Source organism: Mesorhizobium ciceri biovar biserrulae WSM1271 (assembly GCF_000185905.1).
Lineage (GTDB): Bacteria > Pseudomonadota > Alphaproteobacteria > Rhizobiales > Rhizobiaceae > Mesorhizobium > Mesorhizobium ciceri.
Window position 1 is genome coordinate 16,243 of the sequence record NC_014918.1, and the last position, 12,777, is coordinate 29,019.

General features: G+C 59.1%; 12 protein-coding genes and 1 pseudogene. 6 read left to right on the forward strand and 7 right to left on the reverse strand.

The window, feature by feature from the left end:
• Positions 1 to 229: 229 nt before the first annotated feature.
• On the reverse strand, positions 230 to 1,045 hold the full coding sequence (locus MESCI_RS30225) for a class I SAM-dependent methyltransferase (protein ID WP_013525007.1): 816 nt from the start codon (positions 1,043 to 1,045) through the stop codon (positions 230 to 232).
• Positions 1,046 to 1,121: 76 nt separating this feature from the next.
• Between MESCI_RS30225 and MESCI_RS30230 the strand changes: the two genes are divergently transcribed.
• Positions 1,122 to 1,337 (forward strand): hypothetical protein, encoded by a 216-nt coding sequence (locus tag MESCI_RS30230; RefSeq protein WP_013525008.1) that lies wholly within the window; start codon positions 1,122 to 1,124, stop codon positions 1,335 to 1,337.
• A 44-nt stretch (positions 1,338 to 1,381) separates the two neighbouring features.
• Here MESCI_RS30230 and MESCI_RS30235 read toward each other — a convergent pair whose 3' ends face one another.
• From MESCI_RS30235 to MESCI_RS30255, 5 genes are all read right to left on the reverse strand, one after another.
• Positions 1,382 to 1,930 (reverse strand): hypothetical protein, encoded by a 549-nt coding sequence (locus MESCI_RS30235; RefSeq protein WP_013525009.1) that lies wholly within the window; start codon positions 1,928 to 1,930, stop codon positions 1,382 to 1,384.
• Between the two features lie 9 nt (positions 1,931 to 1,939).
• On the reverse strand, positions 1,940 to 3,115 hold the full coding sequence (locus MESCI_RS30240) for a zinc-dependent alcohol dehydrogenase (RefSeq protein ID WP_013525010.1): 1,176 nt from the start codon (positions 3,113 to 3,115) through the stop codon (positions 1,940 to 1,942).
• 410 nt (positions 3,116 to 3,525) lie between these two features.
• Positions 3,526 to 3,738 (reverse strand): hypothetical protein, encoded by a 213-nt coding sequence (locus MESCI_RS30245; protein WP_013525011.1) that lies wholly within the window; start codon positions 3,736 to 3,738, stop codon positions 3,526 to 3,528.
• Positions 3,739 to 3,831: 93 nt separating this feature from the next.
• Positions 3,832 to 4,224, reverse strand: a complete 393-nt coding sequence (locus MESCI_RS33435) for a hypothetical protein (RefSeq protein ID WP_245268663.1) — start codon at positions 4,222 to 4,224, stop codon at positions 3,832 to 3,834.
• 1,092 nt (positions 4,225 to 5,316) lie between these two features.
• Positions 5,317 to 5,643: an MAPEG family protein gene (locus MESCI_RS30255; protein ID WP_013525012.1), complete on the reverse strand. Its 327-nt coding sequence runs from the start codon at positions 5,641 to 5,643 to the stop codon at positions 5,317 to 5,319.
• An 809-nt stretch (positions 5,644 to 6,452) separates the two neighbouring features.
• On the opposite strand from MESCI_RS30255, the gene MESCI_RS30260 reads away from it, so the two are divergent.
• From MESCI_RS30260 to MESCI_RS30280, 5 genes and pseudogenes are all read left to right on the forward strand, one after another.
• Complete coding sequence (locus tag MESCI_RS30260) at positions 6,453 to 7,085, forward strand: hypothetical protein (RefSeq protein WP_013525013.1); 633 nt, start codon at positions 6,453 to 6,455, stop codon at positions 7,083 to 7,085.
• Between the two features lie 608 nt (positions 7,086 to 7,693).
• A pseudogene (locus tag MESCI_RS30265) lies at positions 7,694 to 8,187 on the forward strand (Csu type fimbrial protein).
• A gap of 23 nt (positions 8,188 to 8,210) precedes the next feature.
• Complete coding sequence (locus MESCI_RS30270; RefSeq protein WP_013525015.1) at positions 8,211 to 8,930, forward strand: fimbrial biogenesis chaperone; 720 nt, start codon at positions 8,211 to 8,213, stop codon at positions 8,928 to 8,930.
• On the forward strand, positions 8,902 to 11,313 hold the full coding sequence (locus MESCI_RS30275; protein WP_013525016.1) for a fimbria/pilus outer membrane usher protein: 2,412 nt from the start codon (positions 8,902 to 8,904) through the stop codon (positions 11,311 to 11,313). Before MESCI_RS30270 ends, MESCI_RS30275 begins: the two co-directional genes overlap by 29 nt.
• Before the next feature lie 14 nt (positions 11,314 to 11,327).
• Complete coding sequence (locus tag MESCI_RS30280) at positions 11,328 to 12,272, forward strand: Csu type fimbrial protein (protein ID WP_164920111.1); 945 nt, start codon at positions 11,328 to 11,330, stop codon at positions 12,270 to 12,272.
• On the opposite strand, the gene MESCI_RS30285 is transcribed toward MESCI_RS30280, so the two are convergent.
• Positions 12,266 to 12,652 (reverse strand): hypothetical protein, encoded by a 387-nt coding sequence (locus tag MESCI_RS30285; protein WP_027163554.1) that lies wholly within the window; start codon positions 12,650 to 12,652, stop codon positions 12,266 to 12,268. The genes MESCI_RS30280 and MESCI_RS30285 overlap by 7 nt on opposite strands.
• Positions 12,653 to 12,777 lie beyond the last annotated feature (125 nt).

Here is a 12,777-nt window from a genome sequence, read left to right on the forward strand (position 1 = left end):
AGCCGTTTACCGGCCGTTATAGCACAATCGATGCCGGACCGAAGTGCACGGACAATGGCACCGTCGTGTACAATGTCGCACAATGGTATAGAAAGGCGGTGGTTCGCGAGCCGAACGAAACTGCGAACCATGGTGTTGCCGGTCGCTACTTCTGGTGCTGAGTTGCGCCAACTTCCCGCCGCCAAGGCGGGTTTTTTGTTTCTGCCCTTCGTTACGATCAAGGCTCCGATCAGGCAGGCTTCGAGACGATGATGGCCAGCGATGCCAATCTGCCTTCGCTCAGGCTACGGATGTAGTTCTTGCGTCGCTGCACGAATTCGGTGCCGAGCACGATTTCATTGACCTGACGTTGCACAGGCGAAGGAATGATGCCGGAACTGGCCCTTTGCATCGCCAGTTCGACATGTTCGCCGGTCTCGTCGATGACTTCGTCAATATGGAAGCCCGCGTCGGCGAACAGGGTCTTCAGGGTATCCCGGTCAACAAGGTGGCTGGTTTCCGGCGCAACCGCCCAGGGCAAGGGATAATTCGGCTCGCCGGCAGCCAGCACGGCTTCGGTCCAGATCAGTTTGCCGCCCGGCTTCAGAACGCGAAAAGCCTGCCCGATGACGGCGGCCTTGTCGGCGATGTTCATCCCGACATAGAAGCAGATTGCCGCGTTGAATGTGTTGTCGGCGAAGGGCAGTTTCGCCGCGTCGGCTTCGTGGAAGCGAACCTTGTCGCCAAGGCCGCTGAGCATGGTCAGTCGGCCGGATGCCTCGACAAAGACTGGTGTGAGGTCGACACCGTCGACCTGGCAGCCATAGGTGGCGGCCAGGAAGCGCGCCGGGCCGCCAATGCCGCTGCCGACATCAAGGATCCGGTCGGTGGGCGAGGGGGCAAGACGACCTCCATGGTCTCGCGTGGCGATGAGCTCGCGGCCGTGAAGCTGGTCGAACGGATAGAGCTGCGCGGCATTGATTTTATCGGGCTTCGCATCGGAAATCGCGGCCAATATACGCTCGACGATGCCGTCGCTGCCGTAATGCGTGGTGACGTTGCTCATTGCTGTCCTCCTCGAACAGCCAGCTTCCCATCAATAGGTTGTCTCCGCAACGCGCGCTGATTCAGGAGTGTGATTCATGACCCGCTACGCCACCGTCATCACCGATGCTGACGGCCGGGAAATCGTCAGCGCCATCGGCGAATTCGCAGGCACTGCGCCGCACCCACACCTGGGGCGTGGCGAGCAGGTCGCATCCGGCGTAGAAATCGGCATGGTGCAGGATGGGGCCGGGCCGATAGCAAGTTGCGCGGCTACAATCTCGTCGAGCTCAAAATCGGTAACCTGGTTTTAGGGCTGGAACCCCAGACTAGCTTATAGCGCAAGGTCGGCACTCTGTCAGGCGGCGCCGGACTCCTGGCCGCGCTCAGAGCGGGCAAAGTCGCGGGCTGCGGCAGTGCCTGCGGGAAAGCCGCTGCGATCGCTGTAGTCGCGCGGCTTGGTCCCCCTGCGAGAGTGGCGCGCGGTGACGCCTTTCGCACCGATGATGTCGAGCAAAGCGATTCCGGCGACCACGGCAAGCGCAATGCCCACGTTGTCGCGCTTTGGATTGTCATGCCGATAAGCTGACAGCAACGTCGCGATGTCCAGGCCGTCGCCAGCCACCCGGCTCCAAAGCCCAGCCTGCTTGTCCACGGAAAGCGAGAGTATGCCGCTGCTTATCTCCCGCGCCCCATAGGCTCGGATGAGATCTTGCTTGCCGCTCATGCCGAGCGCACCGGCAATCCGCTCGGCACCAACCAGTTCGACGACGCCCAGCGCGATGCTGAACCAGCCGAGCTTGCGGGCAAGGCCATCGAAGGCACCGGCCACACTCGGCCCGGCCTGCAGCACTTTGGGATCGCCAGGCGATCGGGTGATGTTGGTGAGTTTAGCGACCACGTTCATGACGATTCCCTACGGTTTCAAAACTACCTTGATGCAGCTGTCCTGCTTGTCGCGGAACACCTTGTACATCTCGGGTCCCTGCTCGAGCCCGACGGTGTGGGTGATGACGAAGGAAGGGTCGATCTGGCCGTCCACGATGCGGCGCAGCAGATCCTCGGTCCAACGGGTGACATGGGTCTGCCCCATGCGGAAGGTGAGGCCCTTGTTCATCGCCTGTCCCATCGGAATCTTGTCGACCAGCCCGCTGTAGACGCCGGGGATCGAGATCACGCCGGCCGGCCGGCAGACATAGATCATCTCGCGCAACACATGCGGTCGATCATTTTCCATCAGCATCAACTGCTTTGCGCGATCGTAGACGGTGTCGGGCTGGGCCAGCGAGACATGGCTTTCCATGCCGACGCAATCGATGCACTTCTCCGGGCCATTTGCGCCGGTGAGTTCCTGCAGCCGTTCGACGACACTTTCCTCGGCGAAATTAATGGTGATGGCACCGCCGGCCGCCCCCATGGAAAGCCGTTCCGGCAGGCAATCGATCGCCACCACCTGTTTGGCGCCGAGCAGCAGGGCGCTGCGTATTGCCATCTGCCCGACTGGGCCGCAGCCCCACACCGCAACCGTATCCGTAGGCTCTATGTCGCACTGTGCCGCGGCCTGCCATCCGGTGGGAAAAATATCGCCGAGGAAGAGAACCTGCTCGTCGGTAAGGTTGTCAGGCACCTTTACGTGCGTGGCGTCGGCGAACGGCACCCGCAGGTATTCCGCCTGTCCCCCGGGATAGCCGCCCGTCAAATGGGTGTAGCCAAACAGACCAGCGGTGGTGTGCCCGAACACCTTGTCGCCGAGGTTCTTCTTGCGGTTCGTACGTTCGCAAACCGAAAAGTTCTGTCTCTTGCACTGGTCGCACTCACCGCAGATTATGGTGAACGGTACGACAATGCGGTCTCCCTTCTTCAGAGCGCCGTTGACGCCCCTGCCGACCTCCACGACCTCTCCCATCATCTCGTGGCCCATAATGTCGCCTGGCAGCATGGCTGGCACGTAGTTGTGGTAAAGGTGAAGGTCGGAGCCGCAGATGGCACAACTCGTCACCTTGATAATCGCGTCCCGTTCATCCTCAATTTCTGGATCGGAGACCTGATCGCAGCGTATGTCTTCCTTACCGTGCCAGACCAACGCACGCATAGCCCGCTCCTCTGTTGGCAAGGTCGATCGGGACCCGCGCTTGGCAAGCGGGCCATGCTATTCATCGACCGTGCCCGCCGCCTGTCGAACCGCAATGGCCGATCTATGTTCCGGGAGCTTGAGAGAATATTTTGGGCCATTCCAAACGGCGCCTTCGCCTGACCGCGACTCGCTTGCCGCTCCGTCTGAAGTCGGCTCCTCAGTCTTGATGCAGCTACGGCATGTCTTCGTTGTTTGTGCCATGCACGTTGGAGCCGTGCAGGAGGGACTGGATTTCGTCTAGATCGATGTTGCCGTCACCATTCTCGTCGATGCTATTGAACATCCTGCCGACCGCGCTTTGAACCTCAATGACCTGTCCCCATCCGTGTCCAACAGGCCAAACATAAGTCGCATGCCGGCACCGCGCATCATTTGGTGCCCCCGGTGTCGAGCCATTCTGTGTCCTCTGCCCCAGTCACCACGATTTCGCCAATGGTCGCCATGACGGCTAGCTTCATCGGGACGGTCAGCATGCCCGTTGCGGTCGCCCTGGTCGTTGCGGCTATCTTCGTCACGGAAAGCTTCTTCAGAACCGCGATCCTGGTGCATTCTCTCCCGGACAGCTTGCTCAACCATCTCATGGCATGCCTCCATCGAACCATCGGCCGTGTTTGTTTGGGTCAAACTGGGGCTCGGTCAGATTGTTCCCTCAAGGGGATGAGGTCACGGCGAAGTTACAGGCCATGTGCCCGTGGGCGCAGGGCGACCACAACCAGAATGGTGGAGATGGTGTTTGCATTCATGTCGTCGTAGCCGCCTTCTGGAATGGCGGAACGTGCCAAGGTGTTGCAGCGCTGTGGTGAAGCTTGCTTCGCTGCCGCGGCCTGCAGGGCGAGAGATCGCGCATCTCGATCTGCATCCACACGACTGGAAGCCAGAACAGGCCGGTAATGAGGTAAAGCAGGATCGAAAAGCGCAATCCACCTCTCGGTCGGCGAATAGGCGGAATGCCAGGCGAGGGCATGAGCCTCCACCGCGGTTGCAGTGAACACGAATTCAGCGATCACGGCGATGCGTGCGACCGCTACGATGGTCGCGGAATTTGCGGTCTGATGGGCGAGCAGCATGAAGAAGGCGATGCCGGCCGGACGGCGAGTTGTTCGCAGACCGCCTCGGACGGTTCAGTGCAAGGATCAATCCCCCTGCGCCGCTCATGGACGCAGCGCCAGCTCAGGGACCTGATCGGCGGGATCCGCGATGGTCATGGACCCGATTCCCGGCGGAAGTGCGGCATGTGGGCTGGATCGTTTGACAAGCGATCGGAATGTCAGGAAATCAGAGCGAGGCGGCGCGGCACAACCGGCGGCCAGCGCCTTGGCGAAGGTGACGCATGTCGACCTGCTGACCGCACGTCGGACAGATGTAGGAATATCCTTTTTGGGCTCGCCGCTGTAGAGCTTGCCGGGAATTGATCCACCAAGATCAGATAGCTCGTCATATCCATCGACTTGTCTCAAATGTTACCGAACTGTTCTGCGCATATTCCCGTCCGCTCGGTCAAAGTCTAACGATCAGGGAAGCACATTGGAAAGCACATGCGGTAACGGTTGATTCAACCATTGCTGGTATGTTGGTGTGGGTGGCGACTCCGACAGTTGGGCGGGCGCTTCAGTGCCGGAGCCGCCTGCGCAGTCCGGTTGGGGTTTGACCGCGCCGTCCTATAATGGGACAGCGCGGTCAACGATTCGTTAAAATGCTCCGGAGCTAATTAAACGTGTGCTAAGTTGAATCGCAGTGTTGCGAGTCAGCTCATGCGTTTGAAGGTCATCAGGCTATCGCGCAGGAAGGACGAGGCGGTGTTAGCCGTCAGTCATTCTATCTCACGCGCTGACGACCTCTGGCGCCTTCCAAGTCATCACTTGTGACATCAGCCGTTGAATCGAAGCCGGTCCAACCGCCTGCTTCGTATTCGTTTCGCCGGAACCACCGATAGCTTCGCCCGTTGCTAAGCTGCCCCGTGACACACGGAATCATCGATCACTGCTTGATGTATGGCTAGCGACGGTGACTCACCAGAGACATGAACTCAGAAAAGAACCAACGAAGCTGGACCGCGTTTAACGTGTTGACTGGGCAGCCAGCAGACCCGTGGGCGCTACGGCTAAGCTATGCCCGGACTCTTGTTCGCCTTTTGAACGCTGTCGAGTTGAAGCGAAAGGTCACATGCGGCGAAAGATTGAATAAAGAAGCCGGGGTACCGCTTCAGCGGTGCCGACGGGAACCGTCATTATCCAAAGCAGTCCCAGTGCAGCCGCCCATGGCGCGCTCCAGTAGACCGCGAAAAGCCACATCGACGGAAGAAAGATCGGCAGCCATTCGATCGAGTTTGAATTAGCGCGGATTGTCCGCTCAAGCAGCGGATCCCCAGTCATGGTCGGGGCGAGAACGCCCGTCCTCTTGTGGGTTCTGGCGACTGTCAGCGCTATGCCAAAAATCATTAGGCTGCAAAGCAGCGTCACAATAGCCACCGAGAAATACCGTTCCATGCCTGCCTCCTCTCGTCGCGGAACAGGCAGGCAAGCAAAGGTTGTCGCCAGTGGCAAGCTGCATGTGCGTCATCCTGACAACCAATCGCCAGGATTTTGCGGCCGGCTTGAGCCGCGAGCTCTTGTCTCCCCTATGGCGACAGGGTCTTTGCCGAAGGACGCTTAGAGCCGCTTATGCTAAGCTGCTTTCACTGCTATATCTGAAATGCAGGCAGGACGTCCGCAACCCCGGAAAGCCAAGGGATGGATTGGGATCGAGAACGCGACGATCGCGATCACCGTCGAAGGCATTGATCGCGCCGATTCCAATGTGCGCCCTGTCGGACTTCCGGCTTTTAGACCATGCGACAGCTCCCTGACTCGAGAGGCGAACCCACTACGGCCGCACTAGACGCGGAAAGGGAGAATGCTGGTTCAGTGGGGGCCTTTGGGCCCAACGGACCGCACCGGCCACTACGGAAGAGATTTGGACAGCCCGCGGTGCTCAAGCCATAGTTCGATGTGTTCATGGCGCGAGGGGGCGCCTGCTATCTTGACAAGTACGCGGTCACAGTGTGGACCTCCTGAATGGCGAGGACCCGAAACATGGATGGCCAGGCAATTCGCTCGTGTAGCAACGCGTCCGGGGCAACCGAGCCACAGTTGTTCTTAAGCATTTTAATAAAATATCAGCATTGTCCTATATCCGCAGGACACTATACCGCCGGATCATACCGGCTATTGTGCAACTCGGTGGCGCCTTAGCGCGTACTAATATGAGCGGCAGGCGAAGCTTGCTGCACATCGTAAGGCAACCACAGGAGAGTGTCATGGCTAGTATCTTCGCGAGAACTGCCAAAACATTGGCGAGTGGCGTGATCATTTCAGTTTTGTGCATGCCGGCAAATGCCGCCGGAATTGGCGCCGGTGCGGGCGCATCCGTTGGGGGTAGCGGCGGCATCAATGCCGGTGCTGGTGCCTCTATCGGCGGCTCGGGCGGCGTGGACGCCGGAGCGGGTGCGTCTATCGGGGGTTCGAGCGGCGGCAATGCTGGCGCAGGCGCCTCAGTCGGTGGCTCCAGCGGCGTCAATGCCGGTCTGGGCGCCTCCGTCGGCGGCTCTAGTGGCATCAATGCTGGGGCAGGTGCGACGGTTGGTGGCACTAACGGCGTGACGGCAGGTGTTGGCGCAACTTTGGGCGGCACGAGCGGCATTGGTGTTGGTGCTGGACTGGGCGTTGGCAATGGTGTCAATGCCGGTGTTGGCGTTGAAACAAGCCCCTCCAACCCTTCCAATCCGAGCAATCCTTCTAATCCCAGCAATCGTAGACTGGTCAACGTCGTAGCTGACCTGTCGGATACGCAACTCGCACGGATGAAGAAACGTTGTGTGGACGTGCTCGGCAGTCAGGGGACCTACGATCGCGACTTACGCCAGCTTTGCCTGCTGATCTCCCGCCGCTAAAAAGAACAGCCGGGACGGAAGTGCGAACCAGCCGCAAGGCGGTGTGACACTCTCCTGCCTTTGGCCAGTCAGAAAGCCCGTTTCCGCAAGTGACGGGCTTTTTGCCGCCATTAGTTTAAATTGACGCTGCATCATTTCTTCCAATTATTTGGCGCCATGTGAAGAAAACGTGAACGACGTGCTAATATCGAGTGTGCTCCAAATTATTTGATTTGCCGTGAGCGCTGGAGAAATACCATTCCAATGGCGTCAAAAACATTGGAAAGTGACCGACATATCATTGGCGCTAATGTGGAGATTTAAACTAAACTTTAAGACGAAAACCCGACTTCGATTTCTGTCGGGATATCTTACCATGTGAATTGAAGATTAGTATATTTCCAGGAATGTATAATACCTGTGATGATTGGATCGTCATTTCCGGCAATACTTCCTAACTGAATTGCGGATACCATTAGCAACAGCAAATATCCCTTTACGCGTTGAGCTCAGCGGTGTCTGAGATGTTAGTTGAATCTTAACGCAATTTGTGCCAAATGCATTTTGGGTCGGGAGCTTTCGACGGTTATCGCCATTGGCGAGCAGCCGAAAGATAAGGAGCACACTGAATGCGTGCCTGCCTCGCGGCCTTTTTGGCTCTCATTTCCGCGGCATCCCTGACCGACCCAGCCCTTGCGGCGGTCGCGACAGGCAACATGACGGTTCGCATTACCATTACCGCCGAATGCAAGGTTCAGACCGCCAGCGATCTGGATTTCGGCTCAAAAGGCGTAATCGACGCCAATGCCGATCAAACCAGTACCATCGGCGTGCAGTGCACTTCCGGTCAGACCTACAATGTGGGTCTGAGCGCAGGCGCGGGTGCTGGTGCGACCGTAGCAGTTCGCAAAATGACCGGCCCTGGTGCCGCTACGGTTAACTACATGCTGTACAGGGACACTGGGCGCACCCAGCCGTGGGGGATCACAGTCGGCACCGATACGGTTGCAGGAACCGGAAACGGCAACGTGCAAAACCTGACTGTCTATGGGCGAGTCCCGCCGCAAACAACGCCGGCGCAGGCGTCTACACGGATACCGTCGCGATCACCGTGACATATTGAACTTCCCAAACGGAGGATACGACATGCGACCCATGCAGTCATGCATAGGGGCGGCAGCGCTCCTTTTGCTGTGCGTCAGCCTTTCGGCAGCCGCTTCCCTTAGAGTGGCCCCAACCAGCCTGGAGTTGATTGCGCCCGACAGCGCGGCAGTTTTGAATCTGCACAATGATGCCAAGCGGCCGATAAACGTGCAGATACGCGTATTCCGTTGGCGCCAGGCTGACGGCGTAGAGCAGTTGGAGCCGACCACCGACGTGGTTGCCAGCCCGCCATCGACCCAGGTCGGGCCGAATGCCGACTATTCCGTTCGCGTGCTCCGCGTCAGCAAGGCGCGAGTGAAGACCGAGGAAAGCTATCGCCTGCTTGTAGACGAGCTGCCCGACCCATCGCGCAGGAAGGCTGGGACCGTGACGCTGGTGCTGCGCTATTCCGTGCCGGTCTTTTTTCGCAATCCCGACTCCAAGGCACCTGACGTGTCCTTCAGCATGTCGCGGAAGGGCCGCAGCCTTGTTCTGACGGCGCGTAACAATGGTGAAAGCCGGCTGAGGTTATCCAACATCGATCTGACGCAAGGCGGCAAGAAGGTCGCCAGTCGCAGCGGACTTGTCGGCTACATTCTTGGCGGAGCCACCATGCAATGGCCGATCGGCAGCAGCAAATCGCTGGCCGCAAGCTCTGTGGTGCTGAAGGCACAGAGCGATTTTGGACCATTTGATGCTCCGGTTGCGATCAAAGGGCGGTAGAATCGCGGTCGTCGCTGCAGGCACCTTTCTAACTTTCCTGCCGGCGAACGCGCAGGCTCCGCAGACTCAAATTGCGGAACCCGCCCCGGACCAAACAGGACGTCGCGACCTTTATCTCGAGGTGTTCATCAATGACGTTTCGACGGAGCTGATAGGGACCTTCACGCAGTTCCCCGACGGGCGCCTGGCGGCGACGCCGGACGAATTGAAGCAGGTCGGCCTGAAGCCCGTAGATAGCGCAAACGCGGACGGGCTGGTCAGGCTGGACCAACTGCCCGATGTTGCCTTTCGTATTGATGAGCCGACGCAGCGCCTCTTTGTCACGACCACGAACGAGGGGCGCGCCGCCCGCGTCGTCGATGTTCAGGCCGCTGAGAAGGGAGATCGTATTCAGGCGCAGTCGGGTTATGGCGGCGTATTCAACTACTCTCTCTTCGCAAGTTCCAACTCCCTGGTTGAGAACAGGGTTGACCTGTTTCAGGGAATTTCAGGAGCCTTTGATGCGCGCGTGTTCAGCCCCTACGGCACGCTCAACCAATCCTTCATTGCCGGCTATTCCGATGGCGAGTTCGGTGGCTTCACACGGCTTAATACGACGTGGAGCTATTCAGACCCTGAACGGATGATGACCTACAGGGCGGGGGACTTCATTTCCGGCGGGCTGGCCTGGACGCGGCCGGTCTATCTCGGTGGCATCCAAGCACAGCGCAACTTCGCGCTCCGGTCGGACCTGGTCACGCTGCCGCTGCCGTCCTTCGGCGGAACCGCTGCGGTTCCTTCCACCCTCGAAGTCTATGCCCAGAACGTCCGCACCTATACCGGAGAGATTCCCGCCGGGCCTTTTCAGGTCACCAATTTGCCAGTCTTTGCCGGAGCCGGTGAAGCGCAGGTCGTGTTGAGGGATAGCCTCGGTCGCGAGACCACAACGAGGCTCCCCTTCTATACCTCCAGCGACATGCTGGGACAGGGCTTGCTCGATTTCTCGGCGGAGATCGGGTTTCCACGGCGTAACTTCGGCACCGAGTCCAACGATTACGCCAACGGGGTGTTTGGGGTCGCCACCGCACGCTACGGTCTCACCAATTGGCTGACGCTTGAGGGCCATGCCGAGGGCGGCGAAGGATTGATCAACGGTGGTGTAGGCGCCGCCTTTCCGCTTGGACCATATGGCGCAGCCTCAGTCGCCGTCGCCGGCAGCCATCAGGACGGTCGCACGGGTTCGCTTGTCAACGCGTCTCTGGAAATGAGCTACGAAGGGTGGTCGATCTACGGTCGCATCCAACGCGCCTTCGGCGACTATGATGACATCGCCGCGGTGACGGCAGAGCCGACGTTGTCAGAGCCCGGTGACGTGCCGATCTTCAGCACGGGCGTGCCTCGCGCAATAGACCAGCTCACGCTCAGCATCCCGGCGCCGATAGATTTTTCCAGCCTCAATCTCTCCTATACGCATCTTGAAAGTGACGAAGGCCAGAAGAGCCAGATCGTTGGCCTTTCCTACAGCCAAGAGATATTCAAGCGAAGCAGCCTCTATGCCACTGCCTTCACCGACCTTGAGGATAGCGGCAGCTTTGGAGTCTTCGCCGGCCTATCGGTTCCGTTCGGTGACGATATCACCGCTTCCACGGGAATAGAGCAGGGACCGGACGGCCCGAATGTCGTCGCCGACATCGCCAAGTCGCAGCGGTTGGAAGACGGCAGCATTGGCTGGCGAGCACGAACCTCGGAAGGCGACACGCCCAACCGGTCGGCCGCAGCAAGCTATCGCGCGCGCTTCGCCCGCTTCGAGGCTGGCGTCCAACAATACGGGAAGGACGTGCGGGCAACTGCGCAAATGGATGGCGCGATTGCCGTGGCAGGCGGCGGGGTCTTTGCCACAAATCGCATAGACGATGCTTTCGCCGTGGTCGAAGTCGGCGCTCCTGATGTCGACGTCCAGTTCCAGAACAGGCCGGTGGGAAAGACCAATCGGCAAGGGCGCATCCTGGTCCCCGGGCTTAACTCCTACGAACCGAACACGGTCTCCATCGATCCAAAGAATCTGCCAGTGAATGCGGACGTTCCGGCAACCAAGGAAGTCGTGATGCCAGCCGATCGCAGCGGGGTCGTGGTGAAGTTCGGCGTTTCGGAAGCGCCCGAAGCAGCGGTCGTCACTCTGGTCGACAGCACAGGGACCCCTTTGGAAGCCGGCCTGAAGGGGCGCATGGAGGCTGGCTCCGAAGAGTTTGTCATCGGCTACGATGGTGAGGCGTACATTCGAGGCTTAAGCGCACAGAACACGGTCGTGATCGATCGTCTGGATGGCACCTCCTGCAAGGCCGATTTTTTCTACACGCCCGCACCCGGTCAGCAAGTCGCAATCAAGGACGTGGCATGCAGGTGAACATGGGAGAACGAATGCTCCGTCTTGTCATCTTCATGGCCTTTGCCATGTTTCCGTTGTCCGCTTTAGCGCAAAGCTGCAGCTTCAGCGTCTCGAACATGAATTTCGGGTTGGTTGACACTCTCTCGGGCAGTCAGACCAACACGACCGCGACCATCAACATGAATTGCAGCGGCATTGTCGGTCAGCGCATCCTGATCTGTGCGCATCTTGCGGCCGGCACAGGCGGCGCGTCGTCGGCGACGGCCCGCCAGATGTTTAGCGGAGCCAACGCACTCAACTATCAGCTCTATTCCGACTCGGCACGCAGCGTGGTTTGGGGTTCTTATGCCTGGGCCCACGCTTCCCGCCCTCCGGCACTGGCATTGACCCCAAATGTATTGGGCTCAGCCACTGGAACGGCGACTATCTATGGCGCCGTGGCCGGAGGGCAGGGAACCGTTCCACCTGGAACCTACCTTTCGACATTCTCCGGTGCGCAGGTCGAATTTCGCTATCGCTATACCTCCGGCAGCAGTTGCAGTACCGCCTCCGGTACGGTGGCGGCTGATCCGACTTTCACCATCAATGCGACGGTCGCCGCCAACTGCCTTGTATCGACGCAGAACATCGATTTTGGATCAAAGGGGGTACTTGACGGCAATGTTGATGCCACCGGCCAGGTGTCAGTCACCTGCACACCAGCAGCGGCCTACACGGTCTCGCTGAATGGCGGCACGACAGGATCGCCGCCGACAACTCGCAAGATGTCGAAAGGCGTGGAAACAGTGACCTATGGCCTCTACAAGAATGCTGATCGAACTCAGCCTTGGGGCGACGCTTCCGTGCCCGGCAGCACAGTGCCGGGAACTGGAACTGGGGTCCCGCAAGTCTTCACGGTTTATGGTCGCGTCCCGCCGCAGGCCACTCCTTCCGCAGGCGTATACACCGACACGGTTGTCGTCACTGTGACCTATTGAGCGATGAAGGCCTTTCCGACAAGACCTTGGTCCGAATTGACATTTAGCTGACCCGCTCGAATGATCCGGCCAATGCAGGGGCAGGGATCATGCTGGTAACAAGCATCGCGAACGGCACCTTCGAGCCGGAGGAACTGTCTCTTCTCCAGGGGCTGTTCGATATGCTTTGTGAGCTGCGCGGCATTAACCGCGAAAGCCCCGAAGCTACGACGGCTGCCGAAAGCCTGATTGCACGTTACAAAGCCGGCCTTCGCGGCGATGAACTTTTTTCTATCGGTCGCGCCGGAGTAGCTGCTGCTCCAACTCTCTTCAGGCAATCCATCGGGAACCATTAAGGTCACAAAGGGGTTGGGCTCGGTCAAACCGTGCGGGCCAACCATGCAAGAGCTTTCTCCCGAGCAACAGCAGGCTACATCGCGTCTCATTCGGTCGTGGATTACTTCAGAGACGCTGCGCCATCAAATCCGCCAACTGCTGGGAGGTCCAGCAGATTGGGATGTGACCG